The sequence below is a fragment of the Candidatus Ruthia endofausta genome (assembly GCF_013342985.1).
GTDB lineage: Bacteria > Pseudomonadota > Gammaproteobacteria > PS1 > Pseudothioglobaceae > Ruthia > Ruthia endofausta.
The window spans coordinates 333,244-351,360 of the sequence record NZ_CP054490.1 but is presented as its reverse complement, the minus strand read 5'-3'; the positions used below and the strand labels follow the sequence as shown (position 1 = coordinate 351,360).

Annotated in this window: 16 protein-coding genes and 2 pseudogenes; 3 read left to right on the top strand and 15 right to left on the bottom strand. The window is 36.5% G+C overall.

Going from position 1 to position 18,117, the window contains the following annotated elements:
- Positions 1–4 precede the first annotated feature (4 nt).
- A complete protein-coding gene (gene mgtE / locus HUE58_RS01860) occupies positions 5–1,357 on the bottom strand; it encodes a magnesium transporter (RefSeq protein WP_174605380.1) in 1,353 nt (450 codons plus the stop codon).
- Between the two features lie 57 nt (positions 1,358–1,414).
- Positions 1,415–1,711 carry a ribosome hibernation-promoting factor, HPF/YfiA family gene (hpf, locus tag HUE58_RS01855; protein WP_174605379.1) on the bottom strand — a complete coding sequence of 99 codons (297 nt, stop codon included), beginning with the start codon at positions 1,709–1,711 and terminating at the stop codon, positions 1,415–1,417.
- Between the two features lie 159 nt (positions 1,712–1,870).
- On the opposite strand from hpf, the gene HUE58_RS01850 reads away from it, so the two are divergent.
- From HUE58_RS01850 to argF, 3 genes are all read left to right on the top strand, one after another.
- Positions 1,871–2,074 carry a hypothetical protein gene (locus HUE58_RS01850; protein ID WP_174605378.1) on the top strand — a complete coding sequence of 68 codons (204 nt, stop codon included), beginning with the start codon at positions 1,871–1,873 and terminating at the stop codon, positions 2,072–2,074.
- A gap of 64 nt (positions 2,075–2,138) precedes the next feature.
- A complete protein-coding gene (locus tag HUE58_RS01845; protein WP_174605377.1) occupies positions 2,139–3,296 on the top strand; it encodes an aspartate aminotransferase family protein in 1,158 nt (385 codons plus the stop codon).
- 13 nt (positions 3,297–3,309) lie between these two features.
- Positions 3,310–4,209 carry an ornithine carbamoyltransferase gene (gene argF, locus HUE58_RS01840; protein WP_174605376.1) on the top strand — a complete coding sequence of 300 codons (900 nt, stop codon included), beginning with the start codon at positions 3,310–3,312 and terminating at the stop codon, positions 4,207–4,209.
- A gap of 105 nt (positions 4,210–4,314) precedes the next feature.
- Here argF and HUE58_RS01835 read toward each other — a convergent pair.
- The 13 genes and pseudogenes from HUE58_RS01835 to HUE58_RS01775 all read right to left on the bottom strand — a co-directional run.
- A pseudogene (locus tag HUE58_RS01835) lies at positions 4,315–4,846 on the bottom strand (epoxyqueuosine reductase QueH); the annotation flags it as partial.
- Entirely contained in the window at positions 4,834–5,253 is a 420-nt protein-coding gene (locus HUE58_RS01830) for a hypothetical protein (RefSeq protein WP_174605375.1), read from the bottom strand. The gene HUE58_RS01830 and the pseudogene HUE58_RS01835, both read right to left, overlap by 13 nt.
- Positions 5,250–6,782: a 2-isopropylmalate synthase gene (locus tag HUE58_RS01825; protein ID WP_174605374.1), complete on the bottom strand. Its 1,533-nt coding sequence runs from the start codon at positions 6,780–6,782 to the stop codon at positions 5,250–5,252. The genes HUE58_RS01830 and HUE58_RS01825 overlap by 4 nt, the downstream gene beginning before the upstream one ends.
- A 174-nt stretch (positions 6,783–6,956) precedes the next feature.
- On the bottom strand, positions 6,957–7,703 hold the full coding sequence (gene pssA / locus HUE58_RS01820; RefSeq protein WP_174605373.1) for a CDP-diacylglycerol--serine O-phosphatidyltransferase: 747 nt from the start codon (positions 7,701–7,703) through the stop codon (positions 6,957–6,959).
- 53 nt (positions 7,704–7,756) lie between these two features.
- On the bottom strand, positions 7,757–8,761 hold the full coding sequence (gene ilvC, locus HUE58_RS01815) for a ketol-acid reductoisomerase (protein WP_174605372.1): 1,005 nt from the start codon (positions 8,759–8,761) through the stop codon (positions 7,757–7,759).
- Positions 8,762–8,802: 41 nt separating this feature from the next.
- Positions 8,803–9,219 (bottom strand): annotated as a pseudogene (gene ilvN / locus HUE58_RS01810) (acetolactate synthase small subunit).
- The gene (gene ilvB, locus HUE58_RS01805) at positions 9,216–10,949 is read right to left on the bottom strand and encodes a biosynthetic-type acetolactate synthase large subunit (RefSeq protein WP_174605371.1); all 1,734 of its coding nucleotides are present in this window, start codon (positions 10,947–10,949) and stop codon (positions 9,216–9,218) included. The pseudogene ilvN and the gene ilvB overlap by 4 nt, the downstream one beginning before the upstream one ends.
- A 44-nt stretch (positions 10,950–10,993) precedes the next feature.
- On the bottom strand, positions 10,994–11,908 hold the full coding sequence (gene lpxC / locus HUE58_RS01800; protein ID WP_174605370.1) for a UDP-3-O-acyl-N-acetylglucosamine deacetylase: 915 nt from the start codon (positions 11,906–11,908) through the stop codon (positions 10,994–10,996).
- A gap of 5 nt (positions 11,909–11,913) precedes the next feature.
- Entirely contained in the window at positions 11,914–13,134 is a 1,221-nt protein-coding gene (gene ftsA, locus HUE58_RS01795; protein WP_174605369.1) for a cell division protein FtsA, read from the bottom strand.
- The gene (gene dusA / locus HUE58_RS01790; RefSeq protein ID WP_246260855.1) at positions 13,124–14,056 is read right to left on the bottom strand and encodes a tRNA dihydrouridine(20/20a) synthase DusA; all 933 of its coding nucleotides are present in this window, start codon (positions 14,054–14,056) and stop codon (positions 13,124–13,126) included. Before dusA ends, ftsA begins: the two co-directional genes overlap by 11 nt.
- Before the next feature lie 19 nt (positions 14,057–14,075).
- Complete coding sequence (locus HUE58_RS01785; protein WP_174605367.1) at positions 14,076–14,537, bottom strand: CinA family protein; 462 nt, start codon at positions 14,535–14,537, stop codon at positions 14,076–14,078.
- Positions 14,534–17,071, bottom strand: a complete 2,538-nt coding sequence (gene pepN, locus HUE58_RS01780) for an aminopeptidase N (protein ID WP_174605366.1) — start codon at positions 17,069–17,071, stop codon at positions 14,534–14,536. The genes HUE58_RS01785 and pepN overlap by 4 nt, the downstream gene beginning before the upstream one ends.
- 168 nt (positions 17,072–17,239) lie before the next feature.
- Positions 17,240–18,040, bottom strand: a complete 801-nt coding sequence (locus tag HUE58_RS01775) for an undecaprenyl-diphosphate phosphatase (protein WP_174605365.1) — start codon at positions 18,038–18,040, stop codon at positions 17,240–17,242.
- Positions 18,041–18,117: the final 77 nt, after the last annotated feature.

Sequence of the window (18,117 nt, the reverse complement as noted above, 5' to 3'; positions counted from 1 at the left end):
AATCTTAAATAACTAATGCCGCTAAACCTAAAAAAGCCACGAAACCAATCACATCAGTAATCGTCGTCAAAATAACGCCACCAGCAAGTGCTGGGTCAATTTTGAATTTAATTAATAATAATGGTAAAAATACACCTGAAAAAGTAGCGAAGATTAAGTTAACAATAATTGCCAATGCAATCACTAAACTTAACATCAAATCTGCAAACCAAACATAAGTTGCCACACTGATAACCAAAGACCAAATAATGCCATTTAAAAAGCCGATTGCTACCTCTTTGTTCATTAACACTTTAAGATTAGATTTGGTTACCCTGCCTGTTGCTATGCCGCGCGTTACCAAAATAAGCGTTTGTATACCAGCAATACCGCCCATTGAAGCCACGACTGGCATCAAAATTGCTAGAGAAATTTTTGCTTGCAAAGTTGCTTCAAAAAGACCAATAAAGAAGACAGCGATAAAGACTGTAATCAAATTAACACCAAGCCAAATACTACGACGTTTAGTACTTTGCATAACAGATGCAAATACATCCTCTTCTTCATTCAGACCCACCATTGACATTACCGAATGTTCAGCCTCATCACGAATAACATCAACCACATCATCAATGGTAATACGGCCAATTAATTGATTATTTTCATCAACTACAGGGGCGGATATTAAGTTACGCTGCTCGAAAAGGTTAGCGACTTCATTATCAGTAGTGGTGGCTAAAATAGGTTTTAAATCCTTGTTGATAAGTGGGTCAATATTTTGCTCAGCCTCATTGGTTAACAAAGTAGAAATGTAAATAGAGCCCAAATATTGATAGGTTCTATCAACCACAAACACTTGGTCAGTATCAATTGGCATTTCTTTTAACAGACGTAAGTAACGAATTACTATGCGCACTGTCACATCATTACGCACAGTAATAATATCAATATTCATCAAACCGCCAGCAGAATCCTCAGGATAGGACAGGACTCGTTTTAAATAATCTTTATGTTTATAATCCAATGTTAATAACAAATTGTGCAATGCTGATTCAGGCAATACAGGCACGATATCAGCTAAATCATCCATGTCTAAACCTTCTGTGGCCTTTACGATACCATCAACATCCATTTTACTTAACAATTGAGATTGGACGTTTTCATTTAAATCTTTAAGAATATCGCCTTGGGTTTCAGAATCAATATTCAACCAAAGTTGGGTTCTATCTTTAGGCGGTACACTTTCTAATAAACGAGCAATTTCAGCCGGATGTAAAGCGGCAAGTTGGAAGGTGGCTTCTTCATACTTGAAGCTCTCCAAAGATGTCATTAATCTTTGAAGGCAATCTTTAAAAGAAGTGTTTTCAACTTCTGACATGGGCGTTATTCTTATCTGTTGAGCAATATGAATGTTTAAATATTACTCAGATTATTATTAGTTTTTTCTATGGTCGTTTAATTTTTCTTTATGTTTTCTAATTTGAGCATCTAACTTATTAACCATTTGATCAATAGAGTTGTACATATCGCTACTTTCTGCTTTTGCAAATAAATCTGCACCACTAACATGGATTATTGCTTCGGCTTTTTGTATATCTTTTTCAACTTCTAAAATCATGTTGATGTTAATTACTTGATCAAAATGATGCTTTATTTTGGATAATTTTGCAAGCGAATGTTGTTTAATTGCCTTGGTAATATTAAGATGGTGACCAGAAATATTTAACTGCATATACACTCCTTAAATGTTATTGAAAAATAATTTATATTAAAGCATAACTTTGGCTAAATTGTAAGGTATTTATGTATGTTTAAAGTAAATAAAATCCTTACAATCTTATTATAATGTATATAATAACGGCTTTATTTACTTAAATATTTAGGAGATTAAATGAACGCAACAAATCAACATTCTAACGAATTAAGTGCAAAAAGAATTGCATTACAAAACACGTTCAAAGCTCATACACAAGCCAATGGCTTTTCTTATGAAGAGTGGATTAATCCGCCAGTAGGTTCTTTTTATGAAGGCTACAAAAAAGAATTGGATCAAATCAACGATGAAATGGCACCACCATTAACCTACCAGTCATAATAACTTTCTGATTGGTAATAAAAGCCCCGGTTTGGGGCTTTTTGTTTTTTTTGAGATAAACACAATGTCCTATTTAATGTCAAACTATACACCACTTGAAGTTACCTTTGTTAAAGGTAGAGGTTGCTACCTGATAGATGACAAAGGCGAGCAATATCTGGATGCACTTTGTGGTGTTGGCGTTGTTGGTCTTGGTCACTGCCATCAAGATATTACAAAAGCAATTCAAACACAAACTGCTAATTTACTACATACCAGTAATTGGTATCACATTCAACATCAAGAAGACTTAGCTAAAAAATTATGCCAATTGTCTAATATGGACACCGCTTTTTTTGCCAACTCTGGCGCTGAAGCCAATGAAGCAGCCATTAAAATTGCACGTTTGCATGCTCATTCCCAAAATATTAACAATCCAACCATACTTACATTTAATCAAAGCTTTCATGGACGCACCATGGCAACACTCTCAGCCACTGGAAACCCTAAAATACAGAGGGGGTTTACACCATTAGTTAGCGAGTTTATTCACATTGACTTTAATGACATTAACGCCATTAACGCCCATGAAAATAACAATAGCATTGTTGCAGTTATGCTTGAACCCATCCAAGGTGAGAGTGGAATTATTATTCCAGACGAGCATTACTTAAATCAAGTTCAAGAAATTTGTAATAATAACAATTGGTTGTTAATTCTTGACGAAGTACAAACAGGCATAGGCCGTACTGGAAAGCTATTTGCACATTTTTATAATAACATAACACCAGATTTACTCACTTTAGCAAAAGGGCTTGGTAATGGCGTACCAATTGGCGCTTGCCTTGCAAAAGGCAAGGCCTCACAATTACTCACACATGGCACACATGGCTCTACTTTTGGTGGCAACCCATTGGTTTGCAAAACAGCATTAACCGTATTAGATGTTATTGAAAAAGACAACATTTTAGATAATGTTTTAGTAATGGGTGAATATATCACATCAGGCTTTAAAAACAGACTTAAAGATTCAGACAAGGTGCTTGAAATTCGTTCAAAAGGTCTAATGATTGCCATTGAACTAAACCAAGACTGTTCTACGCTTTTACAAAAAGCACTGGACAATCAACTTTTAATTAACATCACTGGACAATCAATACGCTTACTGCCGCCCTTGATTATTGACAAATCTGACGCTGATATTCTTATTAATAAAGTTAGCGATTTGGTTAATGCTTTATAAGTAGGAGATACCCATGATAAAACACTTTATTAATCTGGATGACTTATCAAATCATGATTTAACTCAAATCATTAAACAAGCAATTGCACTCAAAAAACAATATAAATCTGGCGAAATTAACAAAACACTGGAGCATAAAACATTGGCCATGATTTTTGACAAATCCTCCACACGCACACGCGTTTCTTTTGAGACAGGTATGACCCAACTAGGTGGCCGCGCTCTGTTCTTGTCTAATAAAGACATTCAGCTAGGTCGTGGCGAACCAATTATTGACAGTGCAATTGTGATTAGTTCAATGGTTGATGCTATTATGATGCGCGTCTCTTCTCATAAGGATATTCACACCTTTGCCAAATATTCTTCCGTACCAATTATCAACGGCCTGTCTGATGACTCCCATCCTTGCCAACTATTGGCTGACATCATGACTTACCAAGAACACAATGGCTCAATTACCAATAGAACCGTGGCTTGGGTTGGCGATGGTAACAACATGTGCCACACTTATATGCAAGCAGCAAAAAGCTTTAACTTTAAACTTAATATTGCTACGCCTAAAAATTACCAGCCAGATCAAAGTTTTATTGAAAAATATACCCGCCATATTCATTTATTCACCGATGCACAAAAAGCCTGCCAAGAAGTTGATTTAGTGGTAACTGATGTCTGGGCAAGTATGGGGCAAGAGGCTGAACAAACAAAGCGTGAAATTGCTTTTAAAGACTTTTCTGTCAATACAGCCTTAATATCAAAAGCCAAACCTAGTGCTGTATTTATGCATTGCTTGCCTGCACACCGCGGCGAAGAGGTGTCTGCTAATGTGATTGATGGTAATCAAAGTTTAGTTTGGTTTGAAGCTGAAAATCGTTTGCACGTGCAAAAAGCACTGCTGTTATATTTATTAAATTAATCGCTTTTAAGGCTCTATCCATTTGCTTGCTGATAGCAACTAACCACCTGGTTCCACTTTTTCTCGCTTGCGTGACACACACCAGCGGTAGTATCAGGCAGTAAGCAGTAAATAGACGCAACCAACCAATATTCTTGTTGATAGAATACTTCACGTTTAGACAATTCTAACATTCTGCTTGATCCGGCCCTACTTGCACCAATTAAAATCTAAAATGCCAAGCGTTGAAGAAATTAGATCAAACCCATGGTCTTGAGCGTATTTGGCGGTTACTTCAGAACGCATATCAAAGTAGGTAGTGCAACGCTTCGCCACCTTCTGGTTCATTTTCTTGACCCTTAGTACGTTAAACTAATTATCACGGTCATAATCTGCGTCAATAAATAGCATGTTGAGCTTTTGTGCAAATCGGATGTTTTCTTCTTTACGTAATTCCTATTCCTCTGTTGGGTGAATATTCGGATTGTAAAAGAAGATAGTAGTGTCGATATTTGATACTCTGATAAGACTTCCATAATTTCCCCAGCACAAGAAGGCCCCCCCGTACAGCAAAATGTATAAGTAGTTTAGTTTCACCATTTGGTATGATTAATTTAGGATGTTTGTAACCCGACAGACTATAATCTACTTGAAGCACCGCTTAACCTTTTTTAACACTTCCCAAGTTTCACGCTTGAGTTGCTTGTTTGTCAAAACCTCACTTGGGTGGTGGGCAACAAAATGCTGCATCAAAGATGGCTTCAAGTCTGCACTCATCAATAATACTGTTTTTGCATTATATTGTTTAAGTGTTTGATTTAAATCATCAATATTGGTGCTAACACACTTAATATCAGATTTTTCAAGTCCAATGGCACCTAGCATTTTAAATAAAAAGTTTTGAGTCTTACCTATTTGACAAAATGAATGAAGATTTTTAGTCTCAATCACTAAACATTGTGTGTCAATTTTTGGCCTATTTAAACTCTGAATTTTTACTTGAATGTGCAAAAACTCAGGTATGCCAAGCGCCTCTAAATAATGAGATCTTAGTGACGCATTCATATTTGAGGGTGCACCTTATTGGTTGCAGTCAGTACTTTATTTAAACCATGGACATAAGCTTTTGCGCTAGCGGTGATGATGTCAGTATCAACCCCTTGCCCATTAACAATACGACCATTATATTCTAAGCGCACATTTACCTCGCCAAGTGCGTCTGTACCTTGGGTAACATTTGAAACAGAATACAATTGTAGATTTATTTTAATACCTGCCAATGAATCAATCGCACTAAAAGTAGCGTCTACTGCGCCTGAAGTATTGGCCGTTGCTGTTTGTTCTTTATCATTAATTGATAGAACGACAGTTGCTGTATTTTCTTCACCCGTTTCCGTACATACTTTCAAAGACACCAGTTTGATGGCCCCATAAGTCTCTGTTTGCGTTTCAGATGCTAGAGCTTGCAAATCTTCATCGAAAATTTCGTGTTTTTTATCTGTCAATTCTTTAAAGCGTCTAAAAGCATCATTAAGACTTTCTTCATTATGAAATTCAACATCTAGTTCAGCCAATCTCACTTTGAACGCATTACGACCTGAATGTTTGCCTAATACCAACTGATTAGCATTCCAGCCAACATCTTCAGCGCGCATAATTTCGTAAGTTTCACGGTGTTTAAGCACGCCATCTTGATGGATACCTGCCTCATGAGCAAAAGCATTTGCACCAACAATTGCCTTATTAAGTTGTACAATAAAACCTGTTACACTTGAAACCAAGCGTGAGGCTGACAAAATATGCGTGGCGTTAATATCGGTATCACAATCAAAAATATCTTGGCGAGTTCGCACTGCCATGACCAACTCTTCTAGTGATGCATTACCTGCACGCTCGCCCAGAGCGTTAATGGTACACTCAACTTGTCTTGCACCATTTAGTACGGCAGACAAGGAATTAGCTACTGCCAAACCTAAATCATTATGACAATGCGCTGAAAAAATAGCTTTGTCAGAATTTGGTACACGCTCAATCAAAGATTTAATGGTCGCACCAAATTGATGCGGAATGTTGTAACCCACTGTATCAGGAATATTAATGGTTGTCGCACCTGCTTTAATCGTAGCTTCGATAATACGACATAAAAAATCCTCATCTGATCGACCTGCATCTTCTGGCGAAAACTCAACATTGTCTGTATATCGCTTAGCTCGCTTAACAGCACGAACTGCTTGCTCTACCACCTGATTAGGTGTCATTTGTAGTTTCATCTTCATATGAATATCAGATGTAGCAATAAAGGTATGAATACGTGATGCATTAGCACCTTTTAATGCTTCTCCTGCACGGTCAATATCCTTATCAAGCGCTCTGGCCAATGAGCAAATAACCGAATCTTGCACCACATTAGCCACAGCTTGTACGGCTTCAAAATCTCCCACTGATGCAATGGCAAAGCCTGCTTCAATGACATCTACTTTCATTTTTTCCAGCACTTTGGCAATGCGTACTTTCTCATTCTTAGTCATGGACGCACCAGGTGATTGTTCACCATCACGAAGGGTTGTATCAAAAATAATTAGTTTATTAGACACTTAAGTCTCCTCTATTGGTTTGTTTAATTATAAATTGTAAGAAACAAGATTTTTAATTGTGCACAAAATAATGATTGCCTTAGAGCAATAATCGTAGTGAAAACAAAGACCTACTTTCTATAGGAAAGTAAAATTTAGAATGATTAATCATACAAAAAAAATTATAGAGGAAATTCAACCCTTTTTAGTGCGTTTTTTTAAATGACGCCTTTTTCTCACTTCAATTATTGTTGTTAATAGACCTGAAAATGCATAAACAAAAAAGAAAACAAACAAAATAGCACTAGGTTCTAAAGTGATGACAATAATAATTAAGGTGACAAATAACAATAATTTAAATGAGGATCTACCTTTTAAATTAACCTCTTTAAAATTATTATAACGAATGTTGCTAACCATTAGCACACCAGAGCCAACTAGAATAATCCAACTGGCTAAAATTAAATATTGATCATAATCAGTTGCACCAATCACATCAAAGGTCCAAACCAAACCTGCAATTAATGCAGCAGCAGCAGGGGAAGGTAATCCTTGGAAATAACGCTTATCCTCAATACCAATTTGTGTATTAAAACGAGCCAAACGAAGTGCGCCTGCGGCCACATAGACAAAAGCAGCCAGCCAGCCAATTTTTCCTAAATCAGACAACAGCCAAAAATACATCAATAGCGCAGGTGCCACGCCAAATGAAATCATATCAGCCATAGAATCATACTGTGCACCAAATTCACTTTGAGTATTGGTTAAGCGAGCTACGCGACCATCAAGCCCATCCCATAACATGGCAACAAATATTGCAATAGCAGCAGCAGTATACTGACCTTTAGTAGCAAGAATAATAGCAAAAAAACCAGAGAATAGCCCAAATGTCGTGAGAATATTAGGCAGTAAGTAAATACCTTTTTTTGCTTTTCTTTCCATTACATGTTATTCCCTAAAACACCCAATCAAATTAGGTATTAATTAAAAAATGACTAGTTTTTGGATTGATCAACAATCTTATTTTTGTTAATCCAAGGCATCATAGAACGGAGTGACTCGCCTACTTGTTCAATTTGATGCTTACGCTGGATATCACGACGTGCTGGAAGCTCGCCCACATTAGCCACAAATTCTTTAGCAAAAGTACCGTCTTGAATTTCACTCAAAATCTTTTTCATTTCCACTTTAGTAGCAGCAGTCACAATGCGAGGACCACGAGTAACATCACCATATTCAGCCGTATTTGAGATTGAATAACGCATATTAGCAATACCACCTTCATACATTAAATCAACAATTAACTTTAACTCGTGAAGACACTCAAAGTATGCCATTTCTGGCTCATAACCAGCTTCTACCAAGATTTCAAAACCTGCTTGAACTAAAGCAGTTGTACCACCACATAATACTACTTGTTCGCCAAATAAGTCCGTTTCAGTTTCATCTTTAAATGAAGTTTCTAAAATACCCGTACGACCACCGCCAATAGCACAGGCGTAAGATAATGAAACAGCTTTAGCATTACCTGAGGCATCTTGAGATACTGCAATCAGGTCTGGAATACCACCACCTTTAATAAATTCTGAACGCACTGTATGCCCTGGTGCTTTTGGAGCAATCATAATAACATCTAAATCAGTACGTGGTGTAATTCTGTTGTAATGGATATTAAAACCATGAGCAAATGCCAAGGTTGCACCTTGTTTAAGATTTGGTTCAATACTATCTGTATAAATTTGAGCTTGAAATTCATCAGGCGCTAGAAGCATAACCAAGTCTGCCCAAGCTGTCGCTTCTTCAATTGATTTAACAGTTAATCCAGAAGCAAATGCTTTTTTAACAGATACAGAACCAGCTCGAAGTGCAACAATCACTTCAACGCCAGAATCTTTTAAGTTGTTTGCGTGTGCATTACCTTGTGAACCATAACCAACAATGGCAACTTTCATACCTTGAATAATGTTTAAATCTGCATCTTTATCGTAATATCTGTTCATTTTTTTTCCTCTATTTTTTTTAACGCCTAATGCGCCTTTTGTTAACTTATTCTTTTCATGAAAACGCCAGTCATACCTATTCTAGAAACCTCTAAAATTTTTGACACATCTAAGCCTACTAAAAATTTGCATGAAAAAACATCAATTTGTTTCTCAACATCAGCCTGTATTTATTGGTTGACATCCACTTTAACCAGTAACAACTCACGCTCAACATGTTCAGTTTCGGTTAAATCTGTCACTTTAACCACGTCAACCAATTTATTAAGTTGTTTAACAATTTGTTCAATAATACCATCATCGCCAATACTAACAATAGTCATGTGTGACAAAGTTGAATCGTTAGTTGCTGCAACTGTAAGTGACTCAATGTTAAACCCACGAGCAGAAAACAGCCCTGCTACTCTAGCAAGAGCCCCTACTTCATTTTCTAACAATACTGAAATAATGTATCTCATATTAAATTCAACCCTTTATCGTTAGTTGACGCCATCTTATCACGACCTGCTAACAACATTTCGTGGTGTCCTGCACCTGATGGAATCATTGGAAATACATTCTCTGTAGGGTCGGTTAAAATATCTAAAAATACTGTTCTGTCTTTTTGAGTGAATGCTTCAATCAATGCTGGCTGTAAATCTAGCTCTTTTTCGATTTTAATACCTATATGCCCATAACTCTCTGCTAGTTTCACAAAATCAGGTAACGCATCCATGTATGACATTGAATAACGCTTGTCATAAAAAAATTCTTGCCATTGGCGCACCATACCCAAATAACCATTATTCAGATTGATAATCTTTACTGGAGTGTTATATTGCAACATAGTGGAAAGTTCTTGTAACATCATTTGAATACTACCCTCACCTGTTACGCAAACGACATCCATTCCAGGTGCTGCTAATTTTGCACCCATCGCCGCAGGCAATCCAAAGCCCATTGTGCCTAAGCCGCCAGAATTAATCCAACGGCGTGGCTTATCAAATGGATAATATTGCGCCACCCACATTTGGTGCTGTCCAACATCACTGGTAACAATAGCCTCGCCTTTGGTTATGTCATATAAGGCTTCAATTACGCTTTGTGGCTTAATCACACCCGCTTGGGTTTGATATGCCAATGAATTAACAGCACGCCACGTCTCAATTTGCACCCACCATTGAGTAATATCAGCCAATTGCTTATCTTTCAGTGCCTGTGTTAATGCATCCAAAGCGTCGTTAACTTGTCCGATAATCGATACATTAACACCCACAGTTTTGCCCACAGAAGACGGATCAATATCGATGTGAATAATTTTTGCATAAGGACAGAATTTGTCTAAGTTACCAGTAATACGGTCGTCAAAACGCGCACCTACAGCAATAATACAATCTGAATCGTGCATTGCCATATTAGCTTCATAAGTACCGTGCATGCCCAACATTCCCAATGATTGTTTATCACTTGCAGGGTAAGCACCTAATCCCATTAAAGTTTGGGTGATTGGAAAACCTGTATGACGAGTAAAAATACGTAGTATTTTATAAGCATTGCCAATCACACTGCCACCACCTGAATAAATAATAGGTTTTTTTGCTTGAACGATTAACGCAACTGCTTTGATGATTTGATTCGCTTCAATCTTTATCTCAGGCTGATACGAACGCATATCAATTGACTTAGGATAACCGCCAAACTCAATCTCAGCAATCGTTGTGTTTTTGGTAATATCAATAAGAACAGGGCCAGGGCGACCTGTAGTCGCAATATAAAATGCTTTTTTAACAACATTTACCAAATCATTAATGTCTGTTACTAAAAAATTATGTTTAACACATGAACGAGTAATACCAACCGCATCAACCTCTTGAAAGGCATCATTACCAATAACTGTAGAAGAGACTTGACCTGAAACGATCACCATAGAAATAGAATCCATGTAGGCTGTGGCAATACCTGTTACTGCATTAGTAAGCCCCGGTCCCGAAGTAACAAGCGCTACGCCACACTTGCCACTGGTGCGTGCATAGCCGTCTGCTGCATGTACAGCACCCTGCTCATGGCGAACAAGAATGTGTTTAATCTCATTGCACATATTTAATGCATCATAAATGTGTAAAACTGCACCACCAGGATAGCCAAAGATGTGCTCAACCCCTTCACTTTTAAGACTGTTAATTAATATTTGAGCACCATTTAACTTCACTATTTTCAGTGTGTAGCGTAAAAACCCGTTAATTATACCCTCTATTATAAGAAATTTTTCCAATCTTCAGAATAAAATTGAATAGGTGGTGGGCTCTCTTTTTCGAATGTCTCAATAGACCATGTATCTGGTTTTGCTAAAATAGCTGATAATAATTGATCATTAAGTAGGTGCCCTGTTTTGTACCCTTCATAGTGCCCAATTAGATTGCCACCTAATAAGTACAAGTCGCCAACAATGTCCAAAATTTTATGCTTAACAAATTCATTCTGATAACGCATGCCATCTTCATTTAAAACGTCATCATCACTCAAAGCAATTGCATTGTCCATGCTGGCACCTAGTGCCAAATTTTGCCTTTGCATCATTTCTACATCTTTCATATAACCAAAAGTTCTAGCACGTGAGATTTCTTTTAAATAACACTGTTTAGAAAAATTAATACTCAACTTTTGTCCACTTTCTTTAACTTTTTTATGATTAAAATCAATCTCAAGTGACACCTTAAAACCCTCATATTTAGACACTTGTGCCCATGAATCACCATTTTCTACCCGTATAGTATTTTTAATGACAAAAAACTTTTTATGGGCATCTTGCTCTTTAATACCAGCAGATTGAACTAGAAAAATAAAAGGAGCAGATGAGCCATCCATAATTGGCACTTCAAACGAATCAAGTTCTACTAAAACATTATCAATCCCAAGGGCTGAAAATGTACTCATCAAATGTTCAACCGTTGACACTTTAACACCTTGATTTTCAAGCCCCGTAGAAAGTACTACTTCGTTAACAAACGCACTGTGCGCACGCACCAATTTACCACCCACATCCATACGCCTAAACACCACACCATGGTCTTCTTTTGCAGGAATTAAAGTCATATTTACAACACTACCACTATGAATGCCAACACCCCTAGCTTTCACTTCTTTTTTAATAGTTCTTTGTTTAATCATAATATTTATAATTCCAATAATGATTTTATTTTACTCACAAAGTTAGTGTGTTGATGCGCTTGCACCACTTCTAAATAAGCGTTATTATCAGCATGCATCAATAAACCTAATGCGCAAGTATAAATAGGATTAGAAACAATCATATCTTTACCTGTGATTTTATGTATATCAACTTTAGCCAGCTTGGTTCTTATTCTAAAAGTATTAAGAAACAACCCTTCACAACCCTCTATTAAGGACGCGCCACCTGTTAATATAAATCCTGATTTAAGCGACCTATCTAACTTTTTAGTTTTTAGATTTTGCTTAATCGAGCGACAAATATCTAAATAAGAGCTCTCTATAACTTCAATCAAATTATGTAATGATAAATAACGATTTTCAATAGAATCCAGCTGTTTAAACTGAATTAATTTATCCGCTGGTGCTATCTTTAATTGGGCATAACCATGTTCAATTTTGAGTCTTTCTGCCTCTTTAAATGAGGTATTAAAGGCATTGACAATATTTTGAGTAATTTGATTACCGCCCATTTTAAAAACATGACTATAAGCAATACCACCACCCATAAACACAGAAATATTACTTACGCCTGCCCCTATATCAAGCAAGCAAACACCGCTATCTTTCTCATCCTGAGTAATACAAGCCCTACTACTGGCTATAGAATCCAAAACAATTTCATTAAGCCCTAAGCCACTTTTTTCAACTGCTTGATAGATGTTACTTATGGCTTGATTTGAAACAATGCTCACATGCACTTGAGCACCTAAAACAGTCGCCTCAAGTCCAATGGGCTGCTCAACTGCTATTGTATCTTGGTCAATGGTAAAGCGATTAATGCTCGCACTTAGCATTTGTTTATTAGCAGGCGTAGGCGTGGCTGATGCCGTCTTAATTGCCTCAATAACATGCTCTTTGGTGATTTTTTTACCGTTAACCGGTATTTGCCTATCTTGATTAATCGTACTTAGATGTAAATCACAAATATTAGTGGCTACATTATGAATTCTAGTATTGCAACTAATATAAGCAATTTCCACTACCTTTAATATTGCTTTTGCCACTTTGTCAATATCAACAATCAGCGCATTTTTTACCCCATCTGATGGTCCAACGCCATGACCAAATACTTCTATTTTTCCATCTTCCTCATCAGCAATTAACACTGCAATTTTGCTTGTACCTATATCAACACTTGCAAAAAAATTATCACTACTGGCCATTATTTTTATCCATATATTCTAACCATTCATACAAGTGTTCAAGTTCAACTGTTTTGCTACTTAACAAACGTTTAAATTTTTTAGCATTTTTTTGTCCATGATACAAGCCCAAAATATGCCGTGTCATGGATCTAATTGCCACAGAATTAGCATGCTGAACTTTCATATATTCAATGAATGCTAATAATACTTGTTCACGACTCAATATTGATGATTTTTGCTGGTAAATTAAACCATCAACTTTGCTTAATAGATAAGGCTGATAATACACTGCCCTGCCCAACATAACACTATCCACGTGCTCTAAATGCTGTAATGAACTTTCCATGTCCATAATACCACCATTTATACCAATGAGAAGATGAGGAAAGTCTCGCTTAATCTGATACACCCAGCCATAATTAAGCTTTGGCACGCTACGATTTTCCTTAGGACTCAAACCTTTTAGCCAGGCCTTTCTTGCATGAATCATAAAATTATCACAACCCGAACTTTCAACTATTGAAACAAAATTAACTAATTCACCGTAGCTATCCATATCATCCACACCAATACGTGACTTAACCGTAATTGGCACGTCTGCCACTTGTTTCATTGCATCAACGCATTGCGCCACAACCTGTGGTATTTGCATCAAACACGCCCCAAAGCTGCCTGATTGCACTCTGTCAGAAGGACAACCTACATTAATATTAACCTCATCATAACCCCAATCTTGCGCTATTTTTGCTGCTCGTGCCATCTCTTTTACTTCACTACCACCCAATTGCAACACCAACGGATGTTCACACGCGTCAAAATACAATAAACGGTTTTTATCCCCATGAAGTATCGCTTTAACCGTTACCATTTCAGTCCAAAGTTGAACATTCTTTGACATCAACCGATAAAAATATCGACAATGCCTATTCGTCCAATTCATCATTGGTGCTACTGAAAATTTACTCTGACAGTTCATAAACTAACGTTTTAATCACAAAATCAATACTTGCCCGTACCACTTCGGCTCGATTACCGCTAAACTGTTTAATACTAGTAAAACATCTTTTTAAAGTACAAAAACCAAAATAAACCATGCCTACGGGCTTGTTTTTTATGCCACCAGTAGGACCAGCAATACCTGTGATGGATATGCTAATATTGGCGGATGAGTTTTTAATTACGCCACGTGCCATCTCTAACGCAACTTGTTCGCTAACTGCGCCAAATTTGTCTAGCGTTGTGGGCTTAACACCTAGCATGTCGATTTTGGCTTGGTTGGCGTAGGTGATAAACCCTCTGTCAAAATAGGCTGATGAGCCGCTTTGGCTGGTGAGTAATGCAGATAGATTACCGCCTGTACAAGATTCAGCCACTGCAATAGTGAGTGACTTTTGTTTTAATAAGGTGATCAATGTGTTCATTTTAGTGCTGCTTGAATAATTTCAAAAATGTCATTGGATAAATCATCAATGGCTAAAATTTTTTCTAATTGCTGTTTTTGTAAGGCTTTTAATTCTGGGCTAAATCGCTGCCAATGATTATAAACTGAAGTTAGTTTTGCGCCTATTTGTGGATTTGATTGGTTGAGCTTAATGATAACGTCAGTTAAAAGTTCATAGCCTTGTTGGTTGTGAAAATTAGCGTGATTTTGTGAAAAACTACCTATCACACTACGCAAACGGTTTGGCGTATTAAATGAAAATAGTTTGTGTTGCATGAGGGATTTAATGCTGTCAACATTGGCTGTTGGTGCAGACGATTGAATGGAGAAATATTTATCCATAACTTGTGTGTCATTTTTAAACTCATGATAAAACTCATCAAGTGCGGTGTTTTTATACGGATTATCACTAACCATTAACGCCTTTAAACTCTCCATTTTATCACTCATACAATTGGTTGATTTAAATTGCTCAAAGACTAACTCAAATTCACCATTAATTGCTAGATAATATAAGCAAATATTTTTTAATGCTCGATTTCCTACAGCCTCAGACGTTGGCTCACAAGGCTGGTAAGTGTCGAGATTTGAATAAATTTTGCCAAACAACGACTTAAACCGCTGAATAATCTTATTAATGACTTGTTCACGCTTGTCATGAATCTCAAATATGTCAATAACCTCTTGTTGCTGATGTAAAAATCGTTCAGATGGAAGGGTTAAAATTTCACATATTAAGGATTTATCTTGTATAAGCGATACACAGTCACCCTCTAAGAGGGTGTTTTTTAAAGATTTTTCAATGGCATCGAAAAACAAATCTTGGTCAATGCTTGAGGGTGCTAGGATTAAAGACAGCCATAATTGCTGTGCATTGTCCCACTGATTAAAGGCATCAGAATCATGCCCGACTAAAAATATCTTTTGTTTGAAAGTTAAATCAGATTCCAGTTTAATGGGTGCACTAAAACCTCGCAGCCATGAGGGTATTGGCTCTGAATCTATATTGTTAAAGGTAAATATTTGTTCCTTGTCTTTAATGATTAGTACGCCACTTTCAAGCTCAGTACCATTATCACTAAGCAATGCAAACTTTAGCGGAAAAAAATAATTACATTGTGTGTGTTGTTTGATTGTGACTTTAAAAGTTTTGTCATTTTGATTATAGTTAGAAACAATACTAACTTTAGGCGTACCAGATTGCGAATACCAATGCATAAATTGACTAAAATCAAAATTATTGGCATCACTCATACTTTGAATAAAGTCATCGATAGTGACAGCATCACCATCAAACCTTTGAAAATATAATTGCATGCCCTTTTGAAACCCCACCTCGCCTAGAAATGTATGCACCATACGAATAATTTCTGCACCTTTTTCATAAACAGTTAGGGTGTAAAAATTATTCATCTCGATATAATGCTCTGGCCTGACTGGATGTTGCATTGGACCCATGTCTTCTGCAAATTGCAATGTGCGTAGAGTCTTTACGTCTTCAATGCGCTTGATAGAACGTACGTGTAAATCTGAGGTAAATTCTTGGTCTCTAAAAACCGTTAAGCCTTCTTTTAAGCTAAGTTGAAACCAATCTCTACAAGTAACTCTATTGCCCGTCCAATTATGAAAATACTCATGACCAATCATCGCTTCAATATCAATAAAATCTTTATCCGTTACTGTGTCTAAGCTGGCTAATACGTAAGTGGCATTAAAAATATTCAGTCCTTTATTTTCCATCGCTCCCATATTGAAATCATCAACGGCTACAATCATATAAATGTCTAAATCGTATTCGAGTCCAAAGCGTTTCTCTTCCCAAGCAAATGAACGCTTTAGTGCCGCCATGGCAAATTGGGTTTTATGGATATTGTGCGCTTGAACATAAATCTTTAATACTACTTCATTGCCTGATAATGTGGTGTAAGTATCCTTTTTGAATACAAAATCACCTGCCACTAAAGCAAATAAATAACAAGGCTTTGGTATAGGGTCATGCCAAGTTGCACCTCCATTTGACTGCTCAATTAAATTGCCATTACTAAGCAATACTGGATATTTTTGTTTATCGGCTTTAATGTACGTGGTAAACACACTTAACACATCAGGCTTATCTAAATAATAAGTAATTTGCCTAAAGCCATGTGCTTCGCACTGCGTACAAAAATTGCCACTAGATTGATATAAGCCATTGAGACTGGTATTTTTTTCTGGATGAATGCGATTTTTAATTTCTAAAATAAACTCATCAGCAAGGCTATTAATCTCAAGCCCCTGTTCAACCAGCTTATAATCGGGCTTGGCTTTATCAACCAAAATAGAAATCAATTCAAGATCAACACCATCTAAAAATAAGGTATTAGTTTTCTTAGTTGACTTTGGATTTTTATAAAAATTAATTTTAGAAGTGACTATAGTTTGTGTTTCAGCCAAATCAAACCCAAGCTCTGTCGTGCGAATTAAATACTCACTAGGTGTGTAGTCTTTACGATAAATAGATTGTGGCTTGTTCATTTTGTTAAAAATTTAGAGGCTACATTACCAAGTGTTTTATTAATATAATTAAGTAGTGGCGTATATAGTCCAAATATTCTCAAGTAATAACATTGCTCCAACTAAATAGCAACAACAAGGAAGCAAAATTAAGGATAAAAAAAGGTTTAGATTGGAATTGATATGTCTTCATAAAATTAATAACAATAAAAATACGCCTAAAGTTAATCTATAGAAAACAAACGGCATCATGCCAACCGTATCTATTAACTTGATAAAAAAAACAATGGTTACATAAGCACTAATTGCTGAGACCACAAAGCCTAAGGCTAATAAGCTAACATTAACCAATTGCGCCTGATGGTACAAATCAATCAATATAAGTATTAATGACAGACTAATCACAGGAATGGATAATAAAAATGAAAATTGTATTGATAATTTCCTAGATAGACCCACCAACATACAAGCCGTGATTGTTATTCCTGACCTAGAACTTCCTGGAATTAATGCCAAGGTTTGCATCATACCGACAAAAGCAATATCTACCCAACTGACTGTACTTCTTGGACTTTTATTTCTATGATTAAACCAACTGGCAAAGCCTAAAAGCACGCCAAACACTAGTGTTGCATAAGCAATAATCTCTACTGAACGTAAATCACTTGCAATAGAATCTTTAAATAACACGCCAGCCAGCCCTACTGGAATAGTGCCTAATAACACGCCCCATGCTAACTTTGATTGTCCAATAGTTTGGCGTTTAATGATTGAATGATAAAAATCAAAAGACAAGCTTTTAATCATTGCTTGATAATAAAATATCACCGCACTTAAAGTACCCATATGTACCACCACATCAAACCCCAAGCCTTGGTCAGTCCAATGGGTTAGCTTTGGTACTAAAATTAAGTGCGCTGAAGAGGAAATGGGTAAAAATTCGCTTAAACCTTGAATTAACGCCAAGACGATTGTTTGAAAAATATCCATATTTATGGGCACACCTCATAATAAGCCAAAAATACTTGTCGAAAAGATAGATATTTTCTTTAGGATAGATTTTAAAA

Bases quoted from the DNA above. Each gene is read 5' to 3' on its own strand.
- HUE58_RS01830 (WP_174605375.1), bottom strand. From the start codon at position 5,253: ATGAATGCGTCACTAAGATCTCATTATTTAGAGGCGCTTGGCATACCT.
- HUE58_RS01845 (WP_174605377.1), top strand. From the start codon at position 2,139: ATGTCCTATTTAATGTCAAACTATACACCACTTGAAGTTACCTTTGTT.
- ftsA (WP_174605369.1), bottom strand. From the start codon at position 13,134: ATGGCCAGTAGTGATAATTTTTTTGCAAGTGTTGATATAGGTACAAGC.
- HUE58_RS01850 (WP_174605378.1), top strand. From the start codon at position 1,871: ATGAACGCAACAAATCAACATTCTAACGAATTAAGTGCAAAAAGAATT.
- mgtE (WP_174605380.1), bottom strand. From the start codon at position 1,357: ATGTCAGAAGTTGAAAACACTTCTTTTAAAGATTGCCTTCAAAGATTA.
- pepN (WP_174605366.1), bottom strand. From the start codon at position 17,071: ATGAACAAGCCACAATCTATTTATCGTAAAGACTACACACCTAGTGAG.
- lpxC (WP_174605370.1), bottom strand. From the start codon at position 11,908: ATGATTAAACAAAGAACTATTAAAAAAGAAGTGAAAGCTAGGGGTGTT.
- pssA (WP_174605373.1), bottom strand. From the start codon at position 7,703: ATGGAAAGAAAAGCAAAAAAAGGTATTTACTTACTGCCTAATATTCTC.
- hpf (WP_174605379.1), bottom strand. From the start codon at position 1,711: ATGCAGTTAAATATTTCTGGTCACCATCTTAATATTACCAAGGCAATT.
- ilvC (WP_174605372.1), bottom strand. From the start codon at position 8,761: ATGAACAGATATTACGATAAAGATGCAGATTTAAACATTATTCAAGGT.
- dusA (WP_246260855.1), bottom strand. From the start codon at position 14,056: ATGAATTGGACGAATAGGCATTGTCGATATTTTTATCGGTTGATGTCA.
- HUE58_RS01785 (WP_174605367.1), bottom strand. From the start codon at position 14,537: ATGAACACATTGATCACCTTATTAAAACAAAAGTCACTCACTATTGCA.
- HUE58_RS01775 (WP_174605365.1), bottom strand. From the start codon at position 18,040: ATGGATATTTTTCAAACAATCGTCTTGGCGTTAATTCAAGGTTTAAGC.
- argF (WP_174605376.1), top strand. From the start codon at position 3,310: ATGATAAAACACTTTATTAATCTGGATGACTTATCAAATCATGATTTA.